This is a genomic window from Rossellomorea vietnamensis (assembly GCF_008180415.1).
Lineage (GTDB): Bacteria > Bacillota > Bacilli > Bacillales > Bacillaceae_B > Rossellomorea > Rossellomorea vietnamensis_C.
In genome coordinates, this window is the sequence record NZ_VTEI01000004.1 from 1 (window position 1) to 20,294 (window position 20,294).

Below are 20,294 nucleotides of genomic sequence, written 5' to 3' on the forward strand. Positions count from 1 at the left end.
ACCGGGATGGACGCACCGCTGGTGTACCAGTTGTCTTGCCAAAGGCATCGCTGGGTAGCCGCTGGTGTACCAGTTGTCTTGCCAAAGGCATCGCTGGGTAGCTATGTGCGGAAGGGATAAGTGCTGAAAGCATCTAAGCATGAAGCCCCCCTCGAGATGAGATTTCCCATCACTTTATGTGAGTAAGATCCCTGAAAGATGATCAGGTAGATAGGTCTGAGGTGGAAGCGTGGCGACACGTGCAGCTGACAGATACTAATCGATCGAGGACTTAACCACAGTAAAAAGCGCAGGCGGCTTGAACAGAGGCGACAGGCATCTGACAGCAAGCAAATGAGGGCGGTATTTGCCCTCGGCTGATTGATGACATATGACCCCGAGCCTCTAGCCGCCGGAGCTGGATTGCAAAATGCAGCGAAACTCGGAATACTTTCTTCTTTCTTCTGAATCTTTATCTAGTTTTGAAAGAACAATGTTCTTTCAATTTCATACAGTCTGGTGACTAAGGCGAAGAGGTCACACCCGTTCCCATGCCGAACACGGAAGTTAAGCTCTTCAGCGCCGATGGTAGTTGGGGGATCTCCCCCTGTGAGAGTAGGACGTCGCCAGGCAAGACAAAGAGTACCCGAAGTGGTGCTCTTTTTTTGTGTTCAAATAATAGGGGGAGATCCCCAAAAATAGACTCTCTTATAACGCAGGAGCGAGGATGGGGAGGAGCAAGAAGGTCGAGGACGAGAGGGAGAGAGCACCGCAGTGGGCAACCGCCCATGAGGATGCGAACGAGCGAAGCGGACGAAGAGATTCGCCGCTCATCGCCGTCCTCGCCTTCAGCGCCGATGGTAGTTGGGTCTCCCCCTGTGAGAGTAGGACGTCGCCAGGCAAGACAAAGAGTACCCGAAGTAGTGCTCTTTTTTTGTATTCCAAAAGAAAAGGAAGAGATCCCTTTTCCTCCGCAAATCCATAAGACGCAGGAGCGAGGATGGGGAGGAGCAAGAAGGTCGAGGACGCGAGGGATTGAACACCGCAGTGGGCAACCGTCCATGAGGATGTGAACGAGCGAAGCGGACGAAGAGATTCGCCGCTCATCGCCGTCCGAGCCTTCAGCGCCGATGGTAGTTGGGTCTCCCCCTGTGAGAGTAGGACGTCGCCAGGCAAATTAAAGAGTACCCAAGGGGTGCTCTTTTTAAAAAAAAAATTTCCCTAATAGATCTTCTCCGGTTACATGAGTGCCCCCTTTTCGGCATAGATATGTAATCACGCTGAGTCTCTGAGTAGTTGAGTGACTTGTTTTGGAATAGATCTTTCTTCACGTTGCCGCTCTGGGTACATGAGTGACTCGTTTTTTGAGTAGATATGTCCTCACGTTGAAACTCTGGATACATGAGTGACTCGTTTTGGTCGTAGATATGTCCTCACGATGCGGCACTGGATACATGAGTGGCCCCTTTTCGGCATAGATATGTCCTCACGTTGCCGCTCTGGGTACATGAGTGACTCGTTTTGGTCGTAGATATGTCCTCACGATGCGGCACTGGATACATGAGTGGCCCCTTTTCGGCATAGATATGTCCTCACGTTGCCGCTCTGGGTACATGAGTGACTTATTTTTGGCATAGATATGTCCTCACATTGCGTCTCTGAGTACATGAGTGACATGTTATCGGAGTAGATATGTCCTCACGTTGCCGCTCTGGGTACATGAGTGACTTGTTTTTGGCATAGATATGTCCTCACATTGCGTCTCTGAGTACATGAGTGACATGTTATCGGAGTAGATATGTCCTCACGTTGCCGCTCTGGATACATGAGTGACTCGTTTTGGTCGTAGATATGTCCTCACATTGCGTCTCTGGATACATAAGTGACTTGTTTTTGCCTTAGATATGTCTTCATGTTAGGCCGCTGGATACATGAGTGCCCCCTTTTCGTAATAAATATATGTCTTCACGTTGTGGAATCCAACGAAAGAGCTAAGGATGGAGAGGAGATGGAATGTCGAGGAAGACAGGGGGGGGGAGCACAGCAGTGGGTGACTGCCCATGAGTATGGGAACGAGCCTAGCAGAAGAAGAGGTCCGCAGCTCATTGGCCAATAATTTGATGAAAAATAAGGGATGACAAATCGCTTTGAAGTTGTCACTGCTTTTTTGATAGTAAAACAGCCGATTCCAGTTGGGAATCGGCTGTCTTCAATTTTACTATTATATATTCTCTTCAAATAATTCTTCAAAGTTAGCTGGTATGGTGTGGCCCATTCCTTCGATAACGATTAATTTACAAGGAACATTGTATTTTTCAAAAATAGGCATTGCTTCCAGGACGTTAGTATAGTAATAATCTTAACACCAGTAATAATTACAAACTTCACCTTTGTTTTTTGATGTGTTTTTATTTTTTCTTCAATAATGTCCAGGTTCGCTAGGGTGGGTACCAGCGCAATTACTGTATCGTAATCTCTAGTCGGTTCAAAATACATTTGAATGGCTGTATCTGCTCCTTGGGAGGCTCCGAATATAATTCTATTTTTGATAACTGATTCAACCTTATCATTGAATTTAACGTCCGAATTCTCAATTTCATTCTTAGCCATATCGTAATCATCCCAATGATAGCAGCCATGACTAAACATTTGAGAAGATTGAATAAAGGAAAATAAATATCTGTCTCTTAGATTGTCAGTAACTATTTGCTGAGAAAAGTCTAAGGCATTTGAATTTTTCCAATGTAAAGCTGTGATGGTAGTTTCAGATTGACTATTTCCTACCGTATGAAGCAGCGAACTTGAGTTTCGTTTATGAAGATTGTATAACTCCTCACTTTTGTGGATGATTTCTGCAAATTCTTCAGAGTCCTGAATTAAGGATAAGTCAGTATCGTTTGTTAATATATTTGGATTCCAGTATAACCCTTTATGCAGTACTTCTTTTAGTTCTTTGAGAGCGTCTTTTTTATTATTTTGGATACAGTAAATACCTGAAAGCCAATGTCCTATTCTGTCCACTTTAGTAGGAAAAATGGTTTTCGCGTCTTCTAAGCTTTTAATTGCGTCTTGATATTTTTCTTCTTTAATTAGATCGATAGCGGATCTTTGTAAAACTCGAAAGTCTAAATATGTATTTTTCATATTCCCACCCCTTTATCTATAGAGTAATTTATATTACGTTCTAATGCAATACCTGTTTTTTCTTTTAAATAAGCAAGGTGTAACGGAAAAACAGGTTAGCGAAGTGCGATTTTTTTTCGAGTGATAAAATAAAGAGGTTATTTCGAAGTAATGAAGAATTCTTAGGGTATTATCAGCTTTTTTTGAAAAGGAGAGAATCTTATGGAGATTAAAGTGGATGATCTAACGGGTGATGCTATCCAGGAGCTGATTATGGACCACCTTCGTAATATGGAAATGCATTCACCGGCAGAAAGCAGGCATGCGTTGGATCTGGAGGGTTTGAGGAAGCCTGAGGTAACTCTTTGGAGTGCGTGGGATGGCGGAGAGTTGGTCGGCTGCGGAGCTCTTAAGGAGTTGGATTCCCGCCACGGAGAGATTAAGTCGATGAAGACCTCTCCTATTCATTTAAGGAAGGGAGTTTCACGTGGGCTTCTGCTATATATAATCGATGAGGCGAAGAAGCGGGGGTATATACGGCTGAGTTTAGAGACGGGTTCCATGATTGCTTTTGAACCTGCAAGGAATCTGTATGAGGGTTTTGGTTTTCACTATTGTGGGCCATTTGGTGATTATATAGAAGACCCGAACAGTTTATTTATGACAAAGGAGTTATGAGGACGTGCTGGCTGGTAAAACTATCTTTTATAAGCCTATTTAAAATTGCTATTCTGCGCAATATATGTTTGACTTTTCTGTCTTTTTAGCATACCTTTAAATTATAATTCACAGTCCGAAATAGTAAGGAATCCCCACTTATCTTCACCGCAGTTTTCCTCTGTATAACTCTTAATTTAAGACTTTGAGTTTGTTATACCGCTCTTTTTTTATCTATCACTTTTAAACTTTTAATATGGAAAGGCGGGAAAGGCATGAATACCCCGACCGATGCAAGTAAGGAAATCCATGCCCTTCTTGCCGCTTTTTATGAAAATACTGATGATGCTGTATTGATTACTCAGTTTGCCTCTGATGGCTCCTGGGATAACGTCTTTATAGGTGCCAATCTGGCTGCTTGTGATCTACTGGGATACGAAATGAAGGATTTATTGAAACTAAATCCTGACCAAACCCTTTTCTCCAATATAAGCAGCATGCTGTTGGACCTTATAAAGAAGCGTCTTATAGAGAAAAAGCGGGCTATGCTGGAAATCGAGCTTTGTATAAAGGATCGAGAATCGGTTGTGGTTGAGGTGAAGTCAGCTTTGGTTGAGGTCAATAGTAAGCAATATGTTCTCCATATAATCCGAAATATCGAGACAAAAAAAGCTGTGCAGGATGAGTGGCTGGCTGAAAGGAACAGAACGATGGAGCTGCTTGATGGGATACAGGCTTACATCATTATCATGGACCGAAGCGGACGCATTATCAGCATGAATACATTTTCTGAGGAGAAGACAGGCTATACGGCGGATGAAGTAAAAGGCAGGGTGATCTGGGAGTTTCTTGTAGATGAGGAGCAGCAGATGTCCTTCAAACGAACCTGCCAGCGAGGCTTGAAGCAGGAGGAGAATCATGAGAGCACCTGGATCTCAAAAAAGGGTAAGAGGCTTTCTGTTCAATGGTCCGTTTCCTTTTTGAAGGAAGGTGAAACCGGAAAAGGGTTTATCATTGGTTCTGGGATTGATATTTCACAGAGGAGGCAATATGAAGAAAATCTGTTGGAGAGTACGCAAAAATATCGCAGCCTAGTAGAAGATAACCCGGATGGCATAGTGGTTTTTTCAGAGGAAAATATGCTGTATTTAAATAAGGAAGCCCAAGAGATTTTAGGCTGCCCTTCTGAAATGGCCAGGAGGGATTCCTTATTCTCGAGAGTGCATCCTTATGACAGGGATAAAGCTCTGGCTTACTACAAAGGCATGATCAGCAAGGAAGATTTTTCACATAACATAATTGATGTTGAGGTCATCAGGCCGGATTCCAGCAGAGTGACGGTGGAAGTGAAGGGGATATCGAGGAAGGTGCAGGGCGAGACGTTCATTCATCTTGTGATTAGAGACGTCAGCCTGCAAAAGAAAGCGGAATCTGACCTGAGGAAGATGAACGGGAGGATGGAAAATATCCTGAGTTCCACAGACGAGATCCTCATTGGATTATGTAAAGAACTGCGGGTGACTTTCGTGAATCATTCTCTGATTAAATTGGTGGGACAGAAAGAGGATCGCTTGGTGGGGATCCCTGGACAGGCCCTGTTCGATCAGCTGTCTGAAACTGGGGGGAATCAGAAGCCAATTCACCTCCTTAAATTGATGAGTGGATCTGATCCGCAGGAAATTTATGTGCTTCAGAACGGAGTAAGAAAATATTTTGAAGTGAAGGTTCTTTCTCTTGGGTTTGATGAAGGTGCATTGGTTACAATGTACGATATTACTGACAGAAAACTGCTTGAGCAGCAGAGGGGAAAATATTATGACGCAATTGCATGCGGCATTACGGTGCAGGATAGCAGCGGCAGGGTGCTTTTTGCCAACCAGAATGCTGAGGAGATTATCGGGCTTCCCAAGGACAAAATCAAGAAGTTAAGCTTGGAAAATCACAAGTGGCTGCTTTTAGATGAGAATGGTGATGAACTCAGCCTCAAAGAGCATCCCTGGAGGAAAGCGGTCAGGACGCAAAAGGAAATCAGAAATTTCATTATGGGCTTTCAACATCCCCAGCATAAAAGCTTGAAGTGGATCCTTGTGAATACGAGGAACGTGCTCATGGAGGAAGAAGATAGGGTTGAAAAGGTGATAGCGACTTTTCAGGACATAACGGCCAAAGTAGAAATGGATAAAATGATTAAAGAGAAGGAAAAACTTGCGCTGGCAGGGCAGCTTGCAGCAGGGGTTGCCCATGAAATCAAAAACCCCCTGACTAGCTCCCTTGGGTTTCTTAAATTAATGCGAGATGCAGACGTAATCAATCATGATTATCTGGACATCGTTTTAGATGAGCTGGAAAGTATCAATCTAGTCACAAGTGAATTCCTGGCTTTGGCTGAGCCAGAAGCAGCTAGAGAAGAAGATATCCTGCTGTTCGAGGATGTCCTCATTCCCCTGGTGTCTTCCTTTAAGCGCCAGCTCAGAGAGTGCGGGGCTGAAATAGATTTCCGCATGACGCCTTCCCGGCAGGAGCTGCGGGGAGTGAAGGAAAAGATCCGCCAGTTGTTCTTGAATATCTTCAGAAACAGCCTGGAAGCTATGCCTGGCGGCGGGACGATAGATGTGTCGGCTATCCGTGAACATAAGCATATAGTGGTACGGATCAAGGATGAGGGAGTAGGGATTCCACCCGAACGATTAAAGCGTCTTGGTGAACCCTTTTATTCCATTAAGGAGAAGGGAACGGGGCTAGGGCTTCTACTTTGCAAGAAGATTGCCCATGAACATAGAGGAACGCTGGTCATTAAAAGTGTTCAGGGCAGAGGAACGATTGTCGAGGTCAGCCTTCCTGTAACTAATAGAAAATAACGTAAGAGGGTGGATTCCACTCTCTTTTTTTATTCGTTTAATGGGGTTCGGCAGGATATTGAGTTGAAGTAGAGGTTTTGCCGATAAAAAGGAAAAAGCGCTGATAAAGTGTCCGTTTTCGCCGATAAATCTGCACTTTCCGCTGATAACCAGTTCGTTTCCGCCGATAAACCCGTTCATACCGCCGATAACCTGCAGTAATTCAATGCCCGTGCAGTCTCCCCTTTTTGCACTTTCATGTAATTTGCGGATTATCTGTTCACAAAAGGGGAAAATTCTAGTAGAGTAGGTAGAAATCCAGGAGCAGCAGGCGGGTTTTCAAGTTTGCGCTGTTCCAATGATCAGAGGAGGAGAACGGATTGCTAGAGAATAGTTATGTCATGGTTGCCATCATTCTGATCATTAATATCGTGTATGTTTCGTTTTTTACGATCCGGATGATTCTCACGCTGAAGGGCTACAGGTATGTTGCCGCGTTTGTCAGTATGTTCGAAGTGGTCATATATGTCGTAGGACTGGGTCTTGTCTTGGATAACCTGAATGAGATCCAAAACCTTGCTGCCTATGCGATTGGTTACGGGCTTGGAGTCATTGTTGGGATGAAAATTGAGGAGAAGCTCGCCCTGGGTTACATCACCGTCAATGTAATAACAGCTGATTATGATAAAGCCCTGCCGGACAGGTTACGGTCAAAGGGGTACGGGGTGACCAATTGGGCCGCCCATGGCCTGGAAGGGGACAGGATGGCCATGCAGATCCTGACTCCTAGAAAGTATGAAATGAAGCTGTATCAGACCATCAAGGAACTGGATCCGAAAGCATTCATCATTGCGTATGAGCCAAAGACAATCCATGGAGGCTTCTGGGTGAAGGCCGTTAGAAAAATCAGAAAGGAAAATTTGCCTGACAATGAGTAAAAATAAAAAGATGTTTGAAGTTGAAGAAAACGAAAGTATTGCTCAATGCCTAGATAGGATGAAACAGGAAGGCTATTCACCTGTAAGACGGATGGAAAAGCCTGTTTTCAACGAAGAGAAGAAGAATGGCAAGGTGGAATATGTCCCTGTCAGACAACAAATAATATTTGAAGGAAGAAAAAACGACTAAAATACGAACATTAATTTTCTGAATTTTATTATCGTTCGATTTTTCGTTGACAGTTACGTTGTGCTGTTGTTATGATGAAAACAACAAGAAAACACCCTCATATAATCTTGGGAATATGGCCCATAAGTATCTACCCGGTTACCGTAAATGACTGGACTATGAGGGAAAGTAGCTGTCTGGTAAACAACCCGGCCATAGGTCTATCCTTTTAGGGGACCGTGCCCAGGCTGTTGGAGCCCGGATTAACTGCTTTCTCTCATGAGAAGCGTTAATCCGGGCTTTTGTGTTTTTTTAAAAGTTCAATATATGAAGTTATTACATTAAAACAAACAGGAAACTTACTTTTTATCACTTAGCATAATTATTACGCTATAAAAGACTGTGGGCTTTATGCTATTTAACCTTTATGCTATTTAATGAGAACGATTGGAGCGGAAATCAACTCCATTTTATAACAGTAACCATGTAACGAAAAGATTGATTGCCATATAAACCAAAATATAAATTCCAGGAGGTAACAAAATGCAGCCAAAAGTAGGAGTTGTCATGGGAAGTACTTCTGATTGGAAAACAATGAAGCAAGCTTGTGATATTCTAGACGAGTATGGCATCATTTACGAAAAAAAAGTTGTCTCTGCTCACAGGACGCCTGACCTGATGTTCGAGTACTCAGAGAGTGCGCGTGAGAGAGGATTGAAAGTGATCATTGCCGGTGCTGGCGGCGCTGCGCATCTTCCAGGTATGATAGCGGCGAAGACGACTCTTCCTGTCATCGGAGTGCCGGTTCAATCGAAGGCGCTTAATGGTCTGGATTCTCTTCTGTCCATCGTTCAGATGCCTGGCGGTGTTCCGGTAGCCACAGTGGCGATCGGCGAAGCGGGGGCGAAGAATGCAGGCCTGCTTGCGGCACAGATTCTTTCCACCCAGGATGAGGAATTAGCCCGCAGCCTGGATGAAAATAGAGAAGCTTTAAGACAAAAAGTGGTGGAGAGCAGTGATGAGCTTGAATAACAAAGTGATCTACCCAGGACAGACGATCGGCATTATCGGCGGGGGACAGCTTGGCAGGATGATGGCTTTGGCAGCAAAGGAAGCGGGTTTTAGAATCGCTGTTTTAGACCCGGGGAGCAATGCTCCTTGCGCACAGGTTGCGGATGAAGTGATCATTGCAGATTTTGAAGATCGTGAAGCGCTTGAAAAACTGGCAGGGATCAGTGATGTGATTACATATGAATTTGAGAATATAGATTATGAAGCACTCAAGGATCTTACGGAAAAAGCGTATGTTCCTCAGGGAGCCGAATTGATCCGGATCACCCAGAACCGGATCGCGGAAAAGGAAGCCCTTGTATACGGAGGGGTGGAAGTTGCTCCTTATGAAATCATCACCAATGAACAGGAAATCGGCGGTAATGCGGAGGAGCTTGGCTACCCGGTTGTCCTGAAGACCGCGAGAGGCGGGTATGACGGGAAGGGTCAGGTCGTCCTCTATGATGAGCAAGATATAGAAAAAGCTGCGGTCCTGCTGGCTAACGGACCTTGTGTTTTGGAAAAGTGGATGTCATTTGAAAAGGAAGTATCTGTAATCGTGACCCGGACACCTTCTGGAAAGCTCAGTGTTTTTCCAGCTGTTGAGAACATCCACAGAGACAATATTCTTCATCAGACGATCGCACCTGCCAGAATAAGCCGCACAGACAATGAGAAGGCTGTAAGTATAGCAAAAAAAGTCGCAGAAACCCTGGATATGGTCGGAACGCTGGCGGTTGAAATGTTTTTAACCGAATCAGGCGGGATTTATGTCAATGAGCTGGCGCCGCGCCCGCATAATTCCGGCCACTTTTCCATCGAGGCTTGCGAGACGTCGCAATTCGCCCAGCATATCAGGGCGATCTGCAACTGGCCATTAAAGCGTACGGATATCATTAAACCAGCGGTCATGGTCAATGTATTGGGAGAGCACCTTGGAGCAGTGGTCGAAAGCATCCCGAATCAGCCGGACTGGAGCATCCATCTCTATGGAAAAGATGAACCGAAGGCGAAGCGCAAAATGGGGCATGTGACCATTCTGACGAGTGATATTGAGGCAGCTTTAAAGGAAGTAAATGAAACAGGCATATGGGACAGTAAAGAGATGATCGGAGGAAAATTATCATGATTGAACGTTATACACGCCCGGAAATGGGAGCGATATGGACAGAGGAGAACCGCTTCCAGGCATGGCTTGAAGTAGAGATTTTGGCGTGTGAGGCATGGGCTGAAATCGGCGACATTCCTAAGGAAGATGTTGCAAAAATCAGGGAGAATGCCGGCTTTGATGTAGAACGGATCAAAGAAATCGAAGAAGAAACGCGCCATGATGTGGTTGCTTTTACAAGAGCGGTTTCTGAAACGCTTGGCGAGGAACGCAAATGGGTTCATTACGGGCTGACTTCGACGGATGTCGTTGATACAGCGCTGTCGTATGTGCTTCGCCAGGCAAATGAGATCATCATGAAGGATTTGGAGAACTTCATCGAAATCCTTAAGAATAAAGCGATCGAGCATAAGGATACCGTAATGATGGGAAGAACACATGGTGTGCATGCGGAACCGACTACGTTTGGCTTAAAGCTTGCCCTTTGGTATGAAGAAATGAAGAGAAATCTGAAGCGTTTTAAAGAAGCGGCTGAGGGTGTGGAATTCGGGAAGATTTCCGGTGCAGTCGGGACTTATGCGAATATTGATCCTTTCGTCGAATCTTATGTGTGCGAAAAGCTCGGATTGACGGCTGCCCCCGTTTCCACGCAAACGCTGCAGCGCGACCGCCACGCCCACTATATGAGTATGATCGCTCTGATTGCGACTTCCATTGAGAAGTTTGCGGTTGAAATCCGCGGTCTTCAAAAAAGTGAAACACGTGAAGTGGAAGAGTTTTTCGCAAAAGGCCAAAAAGGATCTTCTGCCATGCCGCATAAACGCAATCCGATTGGATCGGAGAATATGACAGGAATGGCCCGTGTCATCAGAGGATACATGATGACGGCTTATGAGAATGTACCGCTTTGGCATGAACGCGATATTTCTCACTCTTCAGCGGAACGTGTGATCCTGCCGGATGCGACCATTGCGCTGAACTATATGCTGAACCGTTTTAGCAATATCGTCAAGAACCTGACCGTTTATCCTGAGAATATGCAGCGAAATATGAATGCTTCGCTCGGACTGATTTATTCACAGCGTGTCCTGCTTGCTCTTATCGATAAAGGGATGGCTCGTGAGGAAGCGTATGATACGGTCCAGCCGAAAGCAATGGAAGCATGGGAGAAGCAAGTGCCATTCCGTACGCTTATAGAGGGCGAAGAGAAAATCACCACCAGGCTTTCACCTGCTGAGATTGACGACTGTTTTGATTACCGTCACCACCTGAAGCATGTCGACACGATCTTCGAGCGCTGCGGATTGAAGTAATTTCATAAAAGGAAGAGAGAGGTCTCTTCCTTTTTTTACAAAACATAGACTGAAGATTGCTAATATTTGATTTTGATTTAGTGCTTTAAAGCGTGAAAAGGGACTGTCCCTCTTAGTGCGGTGAAGCGGCAAAGTATTGAAAAGGGGTGCAGGGGATGCAGAAGCAGGGTCTTTTATACGAGGGGAAAGCAAAGAGGATCTACAGTACGGAAAACAACGAAGAGGTTTGGGTGGAATATAAGGATTCGGCGACTGCCTTTAATGGGGAGAAGAAGGCGGAGATCGGCGGCAAAGGGGTCTTGAATAACGAGATTAGCAGTCTGCTGTTTTCAAAGCTGAAAGACAAGGGGATTGGGAGTCATTTTATCAAAAGGATTTCAGAGAATGAACAGCTGGTGAAGCGGGTGGATATTATTCCTCTGGAAGTTGTGGTCAGAAATGTTGCGGCCGGAAGTTTAGCAAGTCGACTTGGATTGAAAGAAGGAACCGCTTTAAGGCACAGTATCGTCGAGTTTTACTATAAAGATGACGAGCTCGGTGATCCGCTGCTGACGGATTCCCATATTGAGCTGCTGGAGCTGGCGAGCCGGGAAGAGGTTGAGTTCCTGAAGATTCAAGCGTTGAAAGTGGATGCGGTGTTAACGGAAATTTTTGAAGAAATTGGTATCAAATTGATCGATTTCAAACTGGAGTTCGGAAAAGACAGTGAGGGGCGGATCGTGCTCGCTGACGAAATCTCGCCTGATACCTGCAGGCTTTGGGACATGGAAACAGACCAGAAGCTTGATAAGGATGTATTCCGCAGGGGATTGGGAAGCTTGACAGAGGTTTATTCTATAATTCTAGAACGATTGGGAGGAAAAGAAGCATGTATAAAGTAAAGGTATTTATCACGTTAAGAGAAAGCGTATTGGATCCACAGGGGAAGGCTGTCCAAAACTCACTTCACAGCATGAATTACAGCGGTGTGGAAGATGTGCGCATCGGTAAATATATGGAACTGACCATCTCTCCTTCTGACAAGAGTGTGGAAGAAACCGTTGAGGAAATGTGCAGCAAGCTGCTGGCCAATCCGGTCATCGAGGATTACCGCTACGAAATTGAGGAGTTGACGGTTCAATGAAGTTTGCTGTAATCGTATTTCCGGGCTCGAACTGTGATATCGATATGTACCATGCCATCAAGGATGAGATCGGTGAAGAAGTCGAATACGTCTGGCATGACGCTGACAATCTGGAAGACTATGATGCTATTCTTCTGCCTGGTGGATTCTCTTATGGAGATTACCTGCGCTGCGGTTCGATTGCCCGTTTTTCCAATGTCATGAGTGAAGTGGTCAAGGCAGCTCAAGCGGGAAAACCTGTTCTTGGGGTCTGCAATGGATTTCAAATTTTGCTGGAAGCAGGCCTGCTGCCGGGAGCGCTTTTACGCAATGACGGCTTGAAGTTCATCTGCCGCACGGTGCCGTTAAAAGTCGAGAACAATGAGACGTTGTTTACAGGAAGCTACGAAAAAGGTGAAGTTCTGCAAGTGCCTGTAGCCCATGGGGAAGGCAATTATTACTGTGATGAAAACACGCTGCAGGAATTGAAAGAGAACAACAGAATCGTATTTTCATATGATGGCGGAAATCCTAATGGAAGCACAGCGGCCATTGCGGGAATCACGAATGCTGCGGGTAATGTCCTTGGAATGATGCCGCACCCTGAAAGAGCGATGGATGATCTGCTGGGAAGCGCGGACGGCCTTAAATTATTTCAATCAATTGTAAAGCACTGGAGGGAAGAACATGCCGTTAATGCTTGAGCCGAATGAAACCAGAATCAAGACTGAGAAAATCTACCGTGAGATGGGACTGACGGATGAAGAGTTCACAATGGTGGAAAACATCCTCGGGAGAACGCCTAACTATACCGAAACAGGGCTCTTCTCTGTTATGTGGTCAGAGCATTGCAGCTACAAAAACTCAAAACCGGTCCTGAAGAAATTCCCTGTGACAGGAGAGAGGGTTCTTCAAGGACCTGGGGAAGGAGCAGGAATTGTCGACATCGGAGACCAGCAAGCAGTTGTTTTCAAGATTGAAAGCCATAACCACCCGTCAGCGATCGAGCCTTATCAGGGCGCGGCAACAGGTGTCGGCGGAATTATTCGAGATGTATTTTCAATGGGTGCGAGGCCTGTCGCATTACTCAACTCTTTACGCTTTGGAGAATTGGATTCTCCTCGTGTTAAGTACCTTTTTGAAGAAGTAGTCGCAGGCATTGCAGGCTACGGAAACTGCATCGGCATCCCGACGGTCGGCGGAGAAGTCCAGTTCGATGCTGCCTATGAAGGAAACCCTCTTGTCAATGCGATGTGTGTCGGGTTAATCAACCATGAGGACATCCAAAAAGGCATCGCCAAGGGAACCGGCAACACTGTGATGTATATAGGTGCGAAAACAGGACGTGACGGTATTCACGGAGCGACATTCGCATCAGAGGAGCTTGGGGAAGAATCCGAAGAAAAGCGCCCGGCAGTCCAGGTCGGGGATCCGTTCATGGAAAAACTTCTATTGGAAGCCTGCCTTGAATTGATCAAGTCGGATGCACTTATCGGAATCCAGGATATGGGCGCAGCAGGGCTTACCAGTTCTTCAGCCGAAATGGCGAGTAAAGCCGGTTCCGGTATTGAAATGAATCTTGATCTTGTGCCTCAGCGTGAAAGAGATATGACGCCTTATGAAATGATGCTCTCTGAATCACAGGAAAGAATGCTGATTGTCGTGGAAAAAGGGCGTGAAGCGGAAATCGAGAGGATCGTTTCCAAGTATGACCTGGATGCAGTGGCCATCGGCCGTGTAACAGAGGACCAGACGCTGAGACTTCTTCACAAAGGCGAAATCGTTGCCGACGTGCCAGTTGATGCTCTCGCTGAAGACGCTCCTGTGTATCATAAGCCTTCGCAGGAACCTGCTTATTTTAAAGAGTTCCAAGAGATGGAGGCGGAAACTCCAGCTGTGATCGATCACCAGGAAACTTTGGTCAAGCTGCTTTCACAGCCGACGATTGCCAGCAAAGAGTGGGTCTATGACCAATACGATCACCAGGTACGCACGAACACGGTTGTAAGCCCGGGATCAGATGCAGCGGTCATCAGGATCAGAGGGACGAAGAAGGCATTGGCGATGACAACGGATTGCAATTCACGTTATCTCTATCTTGATCCGGAAACAGGCGGGAAGATCGCGGTGGCAGAAGCAGCCCGCAATATCGTCTGCTCGGGAGGCGTTCCGCTTGCGATTACGGACTGCCTGAATTTCGGGAACCCGGAGAAACCGGAAATCTTCTGGCAGATCGAGAAAGCGGTTGACGGGATGAGTGAGGCTTGTAACATGCTTTCCACACCTGTCATCGGCGGAAATGTTTCTTTATACAATGAGTCAAAAGGCAAAGCCGTCTATCCAACGCCGGTTGTAGGAATGGTCGGGCTTGTAGAGGACCTTTCCCATATCACGACTCAGGAGTTCAAGGCTGCAGGAGATTTAATATATGTTATCGGCGAGACCGCAAACGAGTTTGGCGGAAGCGAGCTGCAAAAGATGATGTACGGCAAAATCTTTGGTAAGTCGCCGGCCCTTGACTTGGACGTTGAAAAGAGAAGACAAGAGTCCCTATTAAATGCCATCCGCAAAGGATATGCAGCATCGGCTCATGATATCGCTGAAGGCGGACTCTCTGTTGCAATGGCAGAATCGACATTTGGTACTGGTGGACTCGGAGCGACCATCTGCGTCGGAGCGGATTGGACATCAGAATTATTCAGCGAGACTCAGTCCCGCTTCATCGTCTCCGTGAAGAAAGAACACAAAGAAGCGTTTGAAGCAGAAGTGCCTGACGCGAAGATGGCCGGAGAAGTAAATGATTCAGCTTATCTGAAAATCGTTGATCGAGAAGGCAAAGTCGTGCTGTTATCCCCCGTGGAAGAATTGGAATCAGCTTGGAAAGGAGCTATCCCATGCTTGCTGAAATCAAAGGCTTAAATGAAGAGTGCGGTGTGTTTGGCATTTGGGGCAACAGCAATGCTGCCCAAATTGCCTATTATGGACTGCATAGTCTCCAGCATCGCGGCCAGGAAGGTGCAGGAATTGTTGTCTCGGATGGAGAAAAACTTACAGGTGTGAAAGGCGAAGGGCTGGTAACAGAGGTATTCCAGCAGGGAGCGATCGACAACTTGAATGGCAAAGCAGCCATCGGACATGTGAGGTACGCAACAGCAGGAGGCGGAGGATATGAGAATGTCCAGCCTCTCCTTTTCCATTCCGGAAACGGAAGCCTCGCTTTGGCGCATAACGGCAATTTGGTGAATGCCAATGCCTTGAAGCATCAGCTTGAAAGCCAGGGAAGCATTTTTCAAACAAGCTCTGATACAGAAGTGCTCGCTCATTTGATCAAGAGAAGCGGATTCCCCACTTTGAAGGACAGGGTGAAGAATGCTTTGACGATGCTGAAGGGAGCTTACGCCTTTATCATTATGACGGAAACGGAAATGATGGTGGCGCTGGATCCCAATGGGTTAAGGCCTCTGTCTCTTGGGCGCATCGGAGATTCTTACTGTGTGGCATCCGAAACGTGTGCATTCGACATTACAGGGGCAGAATTCGTTCGGGACGTCGAGCCTGGTGAATTATTGATCATCAATGATGAAGGAATTACTTCAGAAAAATTCACGATTTCTTGCAACACGTCTGTTTGTACAATGGAATATGTATATTTTTCAAGGCCGGACAGCAATATCCATGGCATCAATGTTCACAGTGCACGAAAGCGGATGGGCATTCAGCTCGCGAAAGAAGCCCCGATTGAGGCGGATGTTGTCACAGGCGTGCCTGATTCCAGCATTTCCAGCGCCATCGGCTATGCGGAAGCATCAGGCATTCCTTATGAAATGGGCTTGATCAAGAACCGGTATGTCGGCAGGACGTTCATCCAGCCTTCTCAGTCGCTTAGGGAGCAGGGTGTGAAAATGAAGCTTTCCCCAGTAAGAGGTGTTGTGGAAGGAAAACGCGTTGTGATGGTCGATGACTCGATCGTTCGCGGAACGACAAGCCGCAGGATCGTCACGATGCTGAAGGAAGCGGGAGCAACGGAGGTCCATGTGGTCATCAGCTCGCCTCCGATCAAGAATCCATGCTACTACGGAATTGATACCAGCACTCATGAAGAACTGATTGCCAGCACCCGTTCAGTGGAAGAGATCAGGGAAATCATTGGAGCGGATTCGCTCACATTTTTAAGTGCGGAAGGAATGGTGGAAGCAGTCGGCCGGAAGGATTCTTCTGAAAACCGGGGCCACTGTCTTGCCTGCTTCACCGGCAAATATCCGACTGAAATCTATCCGGATACCCTTCATCCTTATGAAAAAGAGCTCGTACGCTAGGAGGAACGGAAATGGCTAATGCATACAAAAATGCTGGTGTCGACATCGATGCCGGTTATGAATCGGTAAACCGGATCAAGAAGCATGTGGAACGGACGAAGCGCAAGGGAATGCTCGGTTCACTTGGGGGCTTTGGCGGGATGTTCGACCTGTCCGAACTTGGATTGAAAAAGCCTGTTTTGGTGTCCGGAACAGATGGTGTAGGGACGAAGCTGAAGCTGGCTTTCATGGCAGACAGGCACGATACAATCGGAATCGACTGCGTGGCGATGTGTGTAAATGATATTATCGTACAAGGCGCCGAGCCCCTCTATTTTCTGGACTATATCGCTTGCGGAAAAGCGGTACCTGAAAAAATCGAAAGCATCGTAAAAGGGATTGCCGATGGCTGTGAAATGGCAGGAGCCGGACTCGTAGGCGGCGAAACGGCAGAAATGCCCGGTTTATATGAAATAGACGAGTATGACATTGCTGGTTTTGCCGTCGGAGCTTGTGAAAAAAGCAGCTTGATCACAGGGGACGAAATTTCTGAAGGAAATATGTTAGTCGGCCTGGCTTCTAGTGGTATACACAGTAATGGATACTCTTTAGTCAGAAAGATCTTTTTCAATGACCATTCATATGAAATGGATACGTATATGCCTCAGTTAGGTTCGACACTGGGCGAGGCGCTGCTCACTCCAACCAAGATTTACGTCAAGCCGGTTTTAGCGGCCATAAAGAAGTTTTCCATCAAGGGGATGTCCCATATCACCGGCGGCGGGTTCATCGAGAACATACCAAGGATGCTGCCTGAAGGCTTGGGGGCCGAAATCAATGCTTCACGCTGGGAGCTTCCAGAGCTGTTTAAAGTGATGGAAGAATTGGGAAGCATTCCTCGTGAGGAAATGTACAATATCTTTAATATGGGGATTGGATTTGTCATGGCTGTCGATGCTTCTGAAGCAGAAGCTGCAGTGGATTCTTTCAAAGAAATCGGGGAAGAGGCTTACCTCATAGGAAAAGTAACTTCCGGCGGTGGAGTCCAGATCATTGAAGGAGAAGGGCAAGAAGATTAAAATGGGAGCAAAGATACTCTATTCAGCTGGATGGCATGCATGGAGGTTCCCATTTTGGCTTTCGCCTTTTATACTAAGCTATAGCAGAAATGGGGACTTAAGATGAAAAGGATAGCAGTATTTGCTTCAGGAAGCGGAACGAACTTTCAATCGATTGTCGACTCGGTACATAGCGGAAGGCTGCAGGCAAAGGTGGAGATCCTTGTCTGCGACCGCCCGGATGCCTTTGTTATAGAAAGGGCAAAAGCGGCAGGGGTCGCGACCTTTGTTTTTAATCCTAAAGAATATAAGTCTAAACCGGATTTCGAAAGAGAGATTGCTGCAGAACTGTTGAACAGGGAAGTTGATTTCCTTGTCCTGGCAGGCTACATGAGGTTGATCGGAAACGTTCTCCTTAAAAGTTTCCCTGGCAGGATCGTCAATATCCATCCATCGCTGCTGCCTTCTTTTCCCGGCAAAGACGCAGTCGGGCAGGCAATTGATGCGGGCGTCAAAGTCACGGGGGTGACCGTCCATTTCGTCGATGAAGGGATGGATACGGGACCCATCATCGCCCAGGAAGTTGTCAGGATATCTCCTTTTGATAACCGGCAGACGCTTCAGCAGAAAATCCAGGATGTGGAGCATCGGCTGTATCCGGAAACATTGACTCATTTATTCATGACATCGATCCACAACGTTTAAGAACGGTACTGCATTACAAGGAGGAATTTCTTTATGAAAAAACGAGCACTGATCAGCGTTTCAGATAAAAGCGGCATTGTCGAATTTGCCAGGAGCCTTCAAGAGCTGGATTATGAACTCATTTCGACTGGCGGGACTAAGAACATCCTGCTGGAAAACGGCATTTCAGTCACCGGCGTTGAAGAAGTGACAGGCTTTCCGGAAATCATGGAAGGCAGAGTGAAAACCCTTCATCCGAAAATCCATGGAGGCCTGCTTGCGAAGAGAGATGTCGAAGGACACCGCAGACAGATGGAAGAACAGGATATCTTCCCGATTGACCTCGTATGTGTTAACCTCTACCCATTTCAGCAAACAATCGCTAAACCGAATGTCTCTGAAGAAGATGCTATTGAAAATATCGATATCGGCGGGCCGACCATGCTTCGCGCGGCTGCCAAGAATCATAAATATGTAACCGTCGTGGTCGATTCCCAGGATTATGATCAGGTCATCAATGAAATCAAGGCAAACGGAGGAGCACCGGAGCTTTTCCGTAAAAAGCTTGCGGCGAAAGTATTCCGCCATACAGCAGCCTATGATGCGTATATCTCCCAGTTCATGACAGATCTTGCAGGGGAAGAAAATCCTGAGGCCTTGACGGTGACATATGAACGGAAACAGACATTGAGATACGGCGAGAACCCCCATCAGAAAGCCGCTTTTTATAAGCAGCCCCTTGGCTCGGAATACTCCGTTGCGATGGCAAGACAGCTGCATGGCAAGGAATTATCGTTTAACAATATCAATGATGCGAATGCGGCCCTTCAGATCATCAAGGAGTTTGATGAACCTGCTGCTGTAGCCGTGAAGCACATGAATCCGTGCGGAGTCGGAACAGGCGAAACGATTGAAACCGCTTTTGCAAAAGCGTATGAAGCTGATTCGACATCCATTTTCGGGGGAATCATTGCCCTGAACCGTGCAGTAGATGAAGAAACAGCGGCACGCCTGCATGAGATTTTCCTAGAGATCATCATTGCACCTGCCTTCACAGACAGAGCAATGGAGATCCTGACAAGCAAAAAAAATATCCGCCTGCTGACGGTTCCTTTCGATACTGCCAGGAAAGTGGAAGACAAATTCGTGTCCATTGAAGGCGGGCTTCTTGTCCAGGAAGACGATACCTTTACACTGGAAGATGCCGATGTAAAAGTCGCAACCAAACGGGAACCGACGGAAGCAGAATGGGACGCTATGAAACTTGGCTGGAAGGTCGTCAAGCACGTGAAATCCAATGCGATCGTCGTGGCCGATAAAGACATGACACTCGGAATCGGAGCCGGCCAGATGAACCGGGTCGGAGCCGCGCAGATTGCCCTTGAGCAGGCAGGAGCGAAGTCCGAAGGTGCCGCAATGGCTTCCGATGCCTTCTTCCCGATGGATGACACCGTGGAAGCAGCCGCAAAAGCGGGCATCACTGCCATTATCCAGCCGGGCGGATCGATCCGTGATGAAGACTCGATCAAAAAAGCGGATGAGTATGGAATCACAATGGTCATGACAGGAGTTCGCCACTTTAAACATTAAGGAATGAAGGATGGGAACCAGTGGTGGCTCCTCTTTAAAAGAATCTTCGAGCGGTGGAATCTGAGTTTCGCCGCCCCTGCTTTATAAGGGGGCCGCTAAGCTCGTCCATTTTAAAATAATTCAAGTGTGTGATGCTGGTTCGCTATTCGTGATTCCTTTCTCATGCGTGAGTCCTGAAATTTGTACGTCACTGAACCGCCGCTTCCGCTTTATAATTCACCGCTCGCCATGTGGAGTCGTGAGCCTGGAGCGGAAATTGATTTTAAACAACAGGTGTCCTCGTGGAAGTCACGAGAGACATTAAAAGGGTGAAAGGGCCCTCCAGGTGTCCCTCGAGGAAGTGACGAGGGACACTAAAAGGAGTAAAAAGCCCTCCAGGTATCCCTCGTGG

General features: G+C 46.6%; 16 protein-coding genes, 2 rRNA genes and 1 riboswitch. Of the genes, 17 read left to right on the top strand and 1 reads right to left on the bottom strand.

Annotation, left to right across the window (positions count from 1 at the left end; all coding sequences use genetic code 11):
- Nucleotides 1–279 (top strand): 23S ribosomal RNA (locus tag FZC78_RS09780); the annotation flags it as partial.
- 215 nt (nt 280–494) lie between these two features.
- Nucleotides 495–611: ribosomal RNA gene (rrf, locus tag FZC78_RS09785) — 5S ribosomal RNA — on the top strand.
- 1,657 nt (nt 612–2,268) lie between these two features.
- Here the strand turns inward: rrf and FZC78_RS09790 are convergent.
- The gene (locus tag FZC78_RS09790; protein WP_148939532.1) at nt 2,269–3,123 is read right to left on the bottom strand and encodes a hypothetical protein; all 855 of its coding nucleotides are present in this window, start codon (nt 3,121–3,123) and stop codon (nt 2,269–2,271) included.
- Nucleotides 3,124–3,324: 201 nt separating this feature from the next.
- On the opposite strand from FZC78_RS09790, the gene FZC78_RS09795 reads away from it, so the two are divergent.
- The 15 genes from FZC78_RS09795 to purH all read left to right on the top strand — a co-directional run bounded on the left by FZC78_RS09795 (nt 3,325) and on the right by purH (nt 19,903).
- The gene (locus tag FZC78_RS09795) at nt 3,325–3,780 is read left to right on the top strand and encodes a GNAT family N-acetyltransferase (RefSeq protein WP_148939533.1); all 456 of its coding nucleotides are present in this window, start codon (nt 3,325–3,327) and stop codon (nt 3,778–3,780) included.
- A 254-nt stretch (nt 3,781–4,034) separates the two neighbouring features.
- Nucleotides 4,035–6,617 carry a PAS domain S-box protein gene (locus tag FZC78_RS09800; RefSeq protein ID WP_148939534.1) on the top strand — a complete coding sequence of 861 codons (2,583 nt, stop codon included), beginning with the start codon at nt 4,035–4,037 and terminating at the stop codon, nt 6,615–6,617.
- A gap of 359 nt (nt 6,618–6,976) precedes the next feature.
- Nucleotides 6,977–7,534, top strand: a complete 558-nt coding sequence (locus FZC78_RS09805) for a DUF2179 domain-containing protein (protein ID WP_148939535.1) — start codon at nt 6,977–6,979, stop codon at nt 7,532–7,534.
- Nucleotides 7,527–7,724, top strand: coding sequence for an NETI motif-containing protein (locus tag FZC78_RS09810; RefSeq protein ID WP_148939536.1), 198 nt, complete (start codon nt 7,527–7,529; stop codon nt 7,722–7,724). The genes FZC78_RS09805 and FZC78_RS09810 overlap by 8 nt, the downstream gene beginning before the upstream one ends.
- Nucleotides 7,725–7,801: 77 nt before the next feature.
- A riboswitch (purine riboswitch) is annotated at nt 7,802–7,903 on the top strand.
- A gap of 343 nt (nt 7,904–8,246) precedes the next feature.
- Nucleotides 8,247–8,735 (top strand): 5-(carboxyamino)imidazole ribonucleotide mutase, encoded by a 489-nt coding sequence (purE, locus tag FZC78_RS09815; RefSeq protein WP_148939537.1) that lies wholly within the window; start codon nt 8,247–8,249, stop codon nt 8,733–8,735.
- Nucleotides 8,722–9,882, top strand: coding sequence for a 5-(carboxyamino)imidazole ribonucleotide synthase (gene purK / locus FZC78_RS09820; RefSeq protein WP_187444878.1), 1,161 nt, complete (start codon nt 8,722–8,724; stop codon nt 9,880–9,882). Before purE ends, purK begins: the two co-directional genes overlap by 14 nt.
- Nucleotides 9,879–11,174, top strand: a complete 1,296-nt coding sequence (gene purB / locus FZC78_RS09825) for an adenylosuccinate lyase (RefSeq protein WP_148939538.1) — start codon at nt 9,879–9,881, stop codon at nt 11,172–11,174. The genes purK and purB overlap by 4 nt, the downstream gene beginning before the upstream one ends.
- A 155-nt stretch (nt 11,175–11,329) precedes the next feature.
- A complete protein-coding gene (gene purC, locus FZC78_RS09830; RefSeq protein WP_148939539.1) occupies nt 11,330–12,055 on the top strand; it encodes a phosphoribosylaminoimidazolesuccinocarboxamide synthase in 726 nt (241 codons plus the stop codon).
- Nucleotides 12,043–12,297: a phosphoribosylformylglycinamidine synthase subunit PurS gene (gene purS / locus FZC78_RS09835; RefSeq protein ID WP_148939540.1), complete on the top strand. Its 255-nt coding sequence runs from the start codon at nt 12,043–12,045 to the stop codon at nt 12,295–12,297. The genes purC and purS overlap by 13 nt, the downstream gene beginning before the upstream one ends.
- Nucleotides 12,294–12,980 carry a phosphoribosylformylglycinamidine synthase subunit PurQ gene (purQ, locus tag FZC78_RS09840; protein WP_148939541.1) on the top strand — a complete coding sequence of 229 codons (687 nt, stop codon included), beginning with the start codon at nt 12,294–12,296 and terminating at the stop codon, nt 12,978–12,980. The genes purS and purQ overlap by 4 nt, the downstream gene beginning before the upstream one ends.
- Nucleotides 12,964–15,195 carry a phosphoribosylformylglycinamidine synthase subunit PurL gene (gene purL, locus FZC78_RS09845; protein ID WP_148939542.1) on the top strand — a complete coding sequence of 744 codons (2,232 nt, stop codon included), beginning with the start codon at nt 12,964–12,966 and terminating at the stop codon, nt 15,193–15,195. Before purQ ends, purL begins: the two co-directional genes overlap by 17 nt.
- A complete protein-coding gene (purF, locus tag FZC78_RS09850) occupies nt 15,171–16,592 on the top strand; it encodes an amidophosphoribosyltransferase (RefSeq protein WP_148939543.1) in 1,422 nt (473 codons plus the stop codon). The genes purL and purF overlap by 25 nt, the downstream gene beginning before the upstream one ends.
- Nucleotides 16,593–16,603: 11 nt before the next feature.
- The gene (gene purM, locus FZC78_RS09855) at nt 16,604–17,650 is read left to right on the top strand and encodes a phosphoribosylformylglycinamidine cyclo-ligase (protein ID WP_148939544.1); all 1,047 of its coding nucleotides are present in this window, start codon (nt 16,604–16,606) and stop codon (nt 17,648–17,650) included.
- 102 nt (nt 17,651–17,752) lie between these two features.
- Nucleotides 17,753–18,334, top strand: a complete 582-nt coding sequence (purN, locus tag FZC78_RS09860) for a phosphoribosylglycinamide formyltransferase (RefSeq protein WP_148939545.1) — start codon at nt 17,753–17,755, stop codon at nt 18,332–18,334.
- A 33-nt stretch (nt 18,335–18,367) separates the two neighbouring features.
- Nucleotides 18,368–19,903 (top strand): bifunctional phosphoribosylaminoimidazolecarboxamide formyltransferase/IMP cyclohydrolase, encoded by a 1,536-nt coding sequence (purH, locus tag FZC78_RS09865; RefSeq protein ID WP_148939546.1) that lies wholly within the window; start codon nt 18,368–18,370, stop codon nt 19,901–19,903.
- Nucleotides 19,904–20,294: the final 391 nt, after the last annotated feature.

Bases quoted from the DNA above. Each gene is read 5' to 3' on its own strand.
- FZC78_RS09790 (WP_148939532.1), bottom strand. From the start codon at position 3,123: ATGAAAAATACATATTTAGACTTTCGAGTTTTACAAAGATCCGCTATC.
- FZC78_RS09795 (WP_148939533.1), top strand. From the start codon at position 3,325: ATGGAGATTAAAGTGGATGATCTAACGGGTGATGCTATCCAGGAGCTG.
- FZC78_RS09800 (WP_148939534.1), top strand. From the start codon at position 4,035: ATGAATACCCCGACCGATGCAAGTAAGGAAATCCATGCCCTTCTTGCC.
- FZC78_RS09810 (WP_148939536.1), top strand. From the start codon at position 7,527: ATGAGTAAAAATAAAAAGATGTTTGAAGTTGAAGAAAACGAAAGTATT.
- purE (WP_148939537.1), top strand. From the start codon at position 8,247: ATGCAGCCAAAAGTAGGAGTTGTCATGGGAAGTACTTCTGATTGGAAA.
- purK (WP_187444878.1), top strand. From the start codon at position 8,722: ATGAGCTTGAATAACAAAGTGATCTACCCAGGACAGACGATCGGCATT.
- purB (WP_148939538.1), top strand. From the start codon at position 9,879: ATGATTGAACGTTATACACGCCCGGAAATGGGAGCGATATGGACAGAG.
- purC (WP_148939539.1), top strand. From the start codon at position 11,330: ATGCAGAAGCAGGGTCTTTTATACGAGGGGAAAGCAAAGAGGATCTAC.
- purS (WP_148939540.1), top strand. From the start codon at position 12,043: ATGTATAAAGTAAAGGTATTTATCACGTTAAGAGAAAGCGTATTGGAT.
- purQ (WP_148939541.1), top strand. From the start codon at position 12,294: ATGAAGTTTGCTGTAATCGTATTTCCGGGCTCGAACTGTGATATCGAT.
- purL (WP_148939542.1), top strand. From the start codon at position 12,964: ATGCCGTTAATGCTTGAGCCGAATGAAACCAGAATCAAGACTGAGAAA.
- purF (WP_148939543.1), top strand. From the start codon at position 15,171: ATGCTTGCTGAAATCAAAGGCTTAAATGAAGAGTGCGGTGTGTTTGGC.
- purM (WP_148939544.1), top strand. From the start codon at position 16,604: ATGGCTAATGCATACAAAAATGCTGGTGTCGACATCGATGCCGGTTAT.
- purN (WP_148939545.1), top strand. From the start codon at position 17,753: ATGAAAAGGATAGCAGTATTTGCTTCAGGAAGCGGAACGAACTTTCAA.
- purH (WP_148939546.1), top strand. From the start codon at position 18,368: ATGAAAAAACGAGCACTGATCAGCGTTTCAGATAAAAGCGGCATTGTC.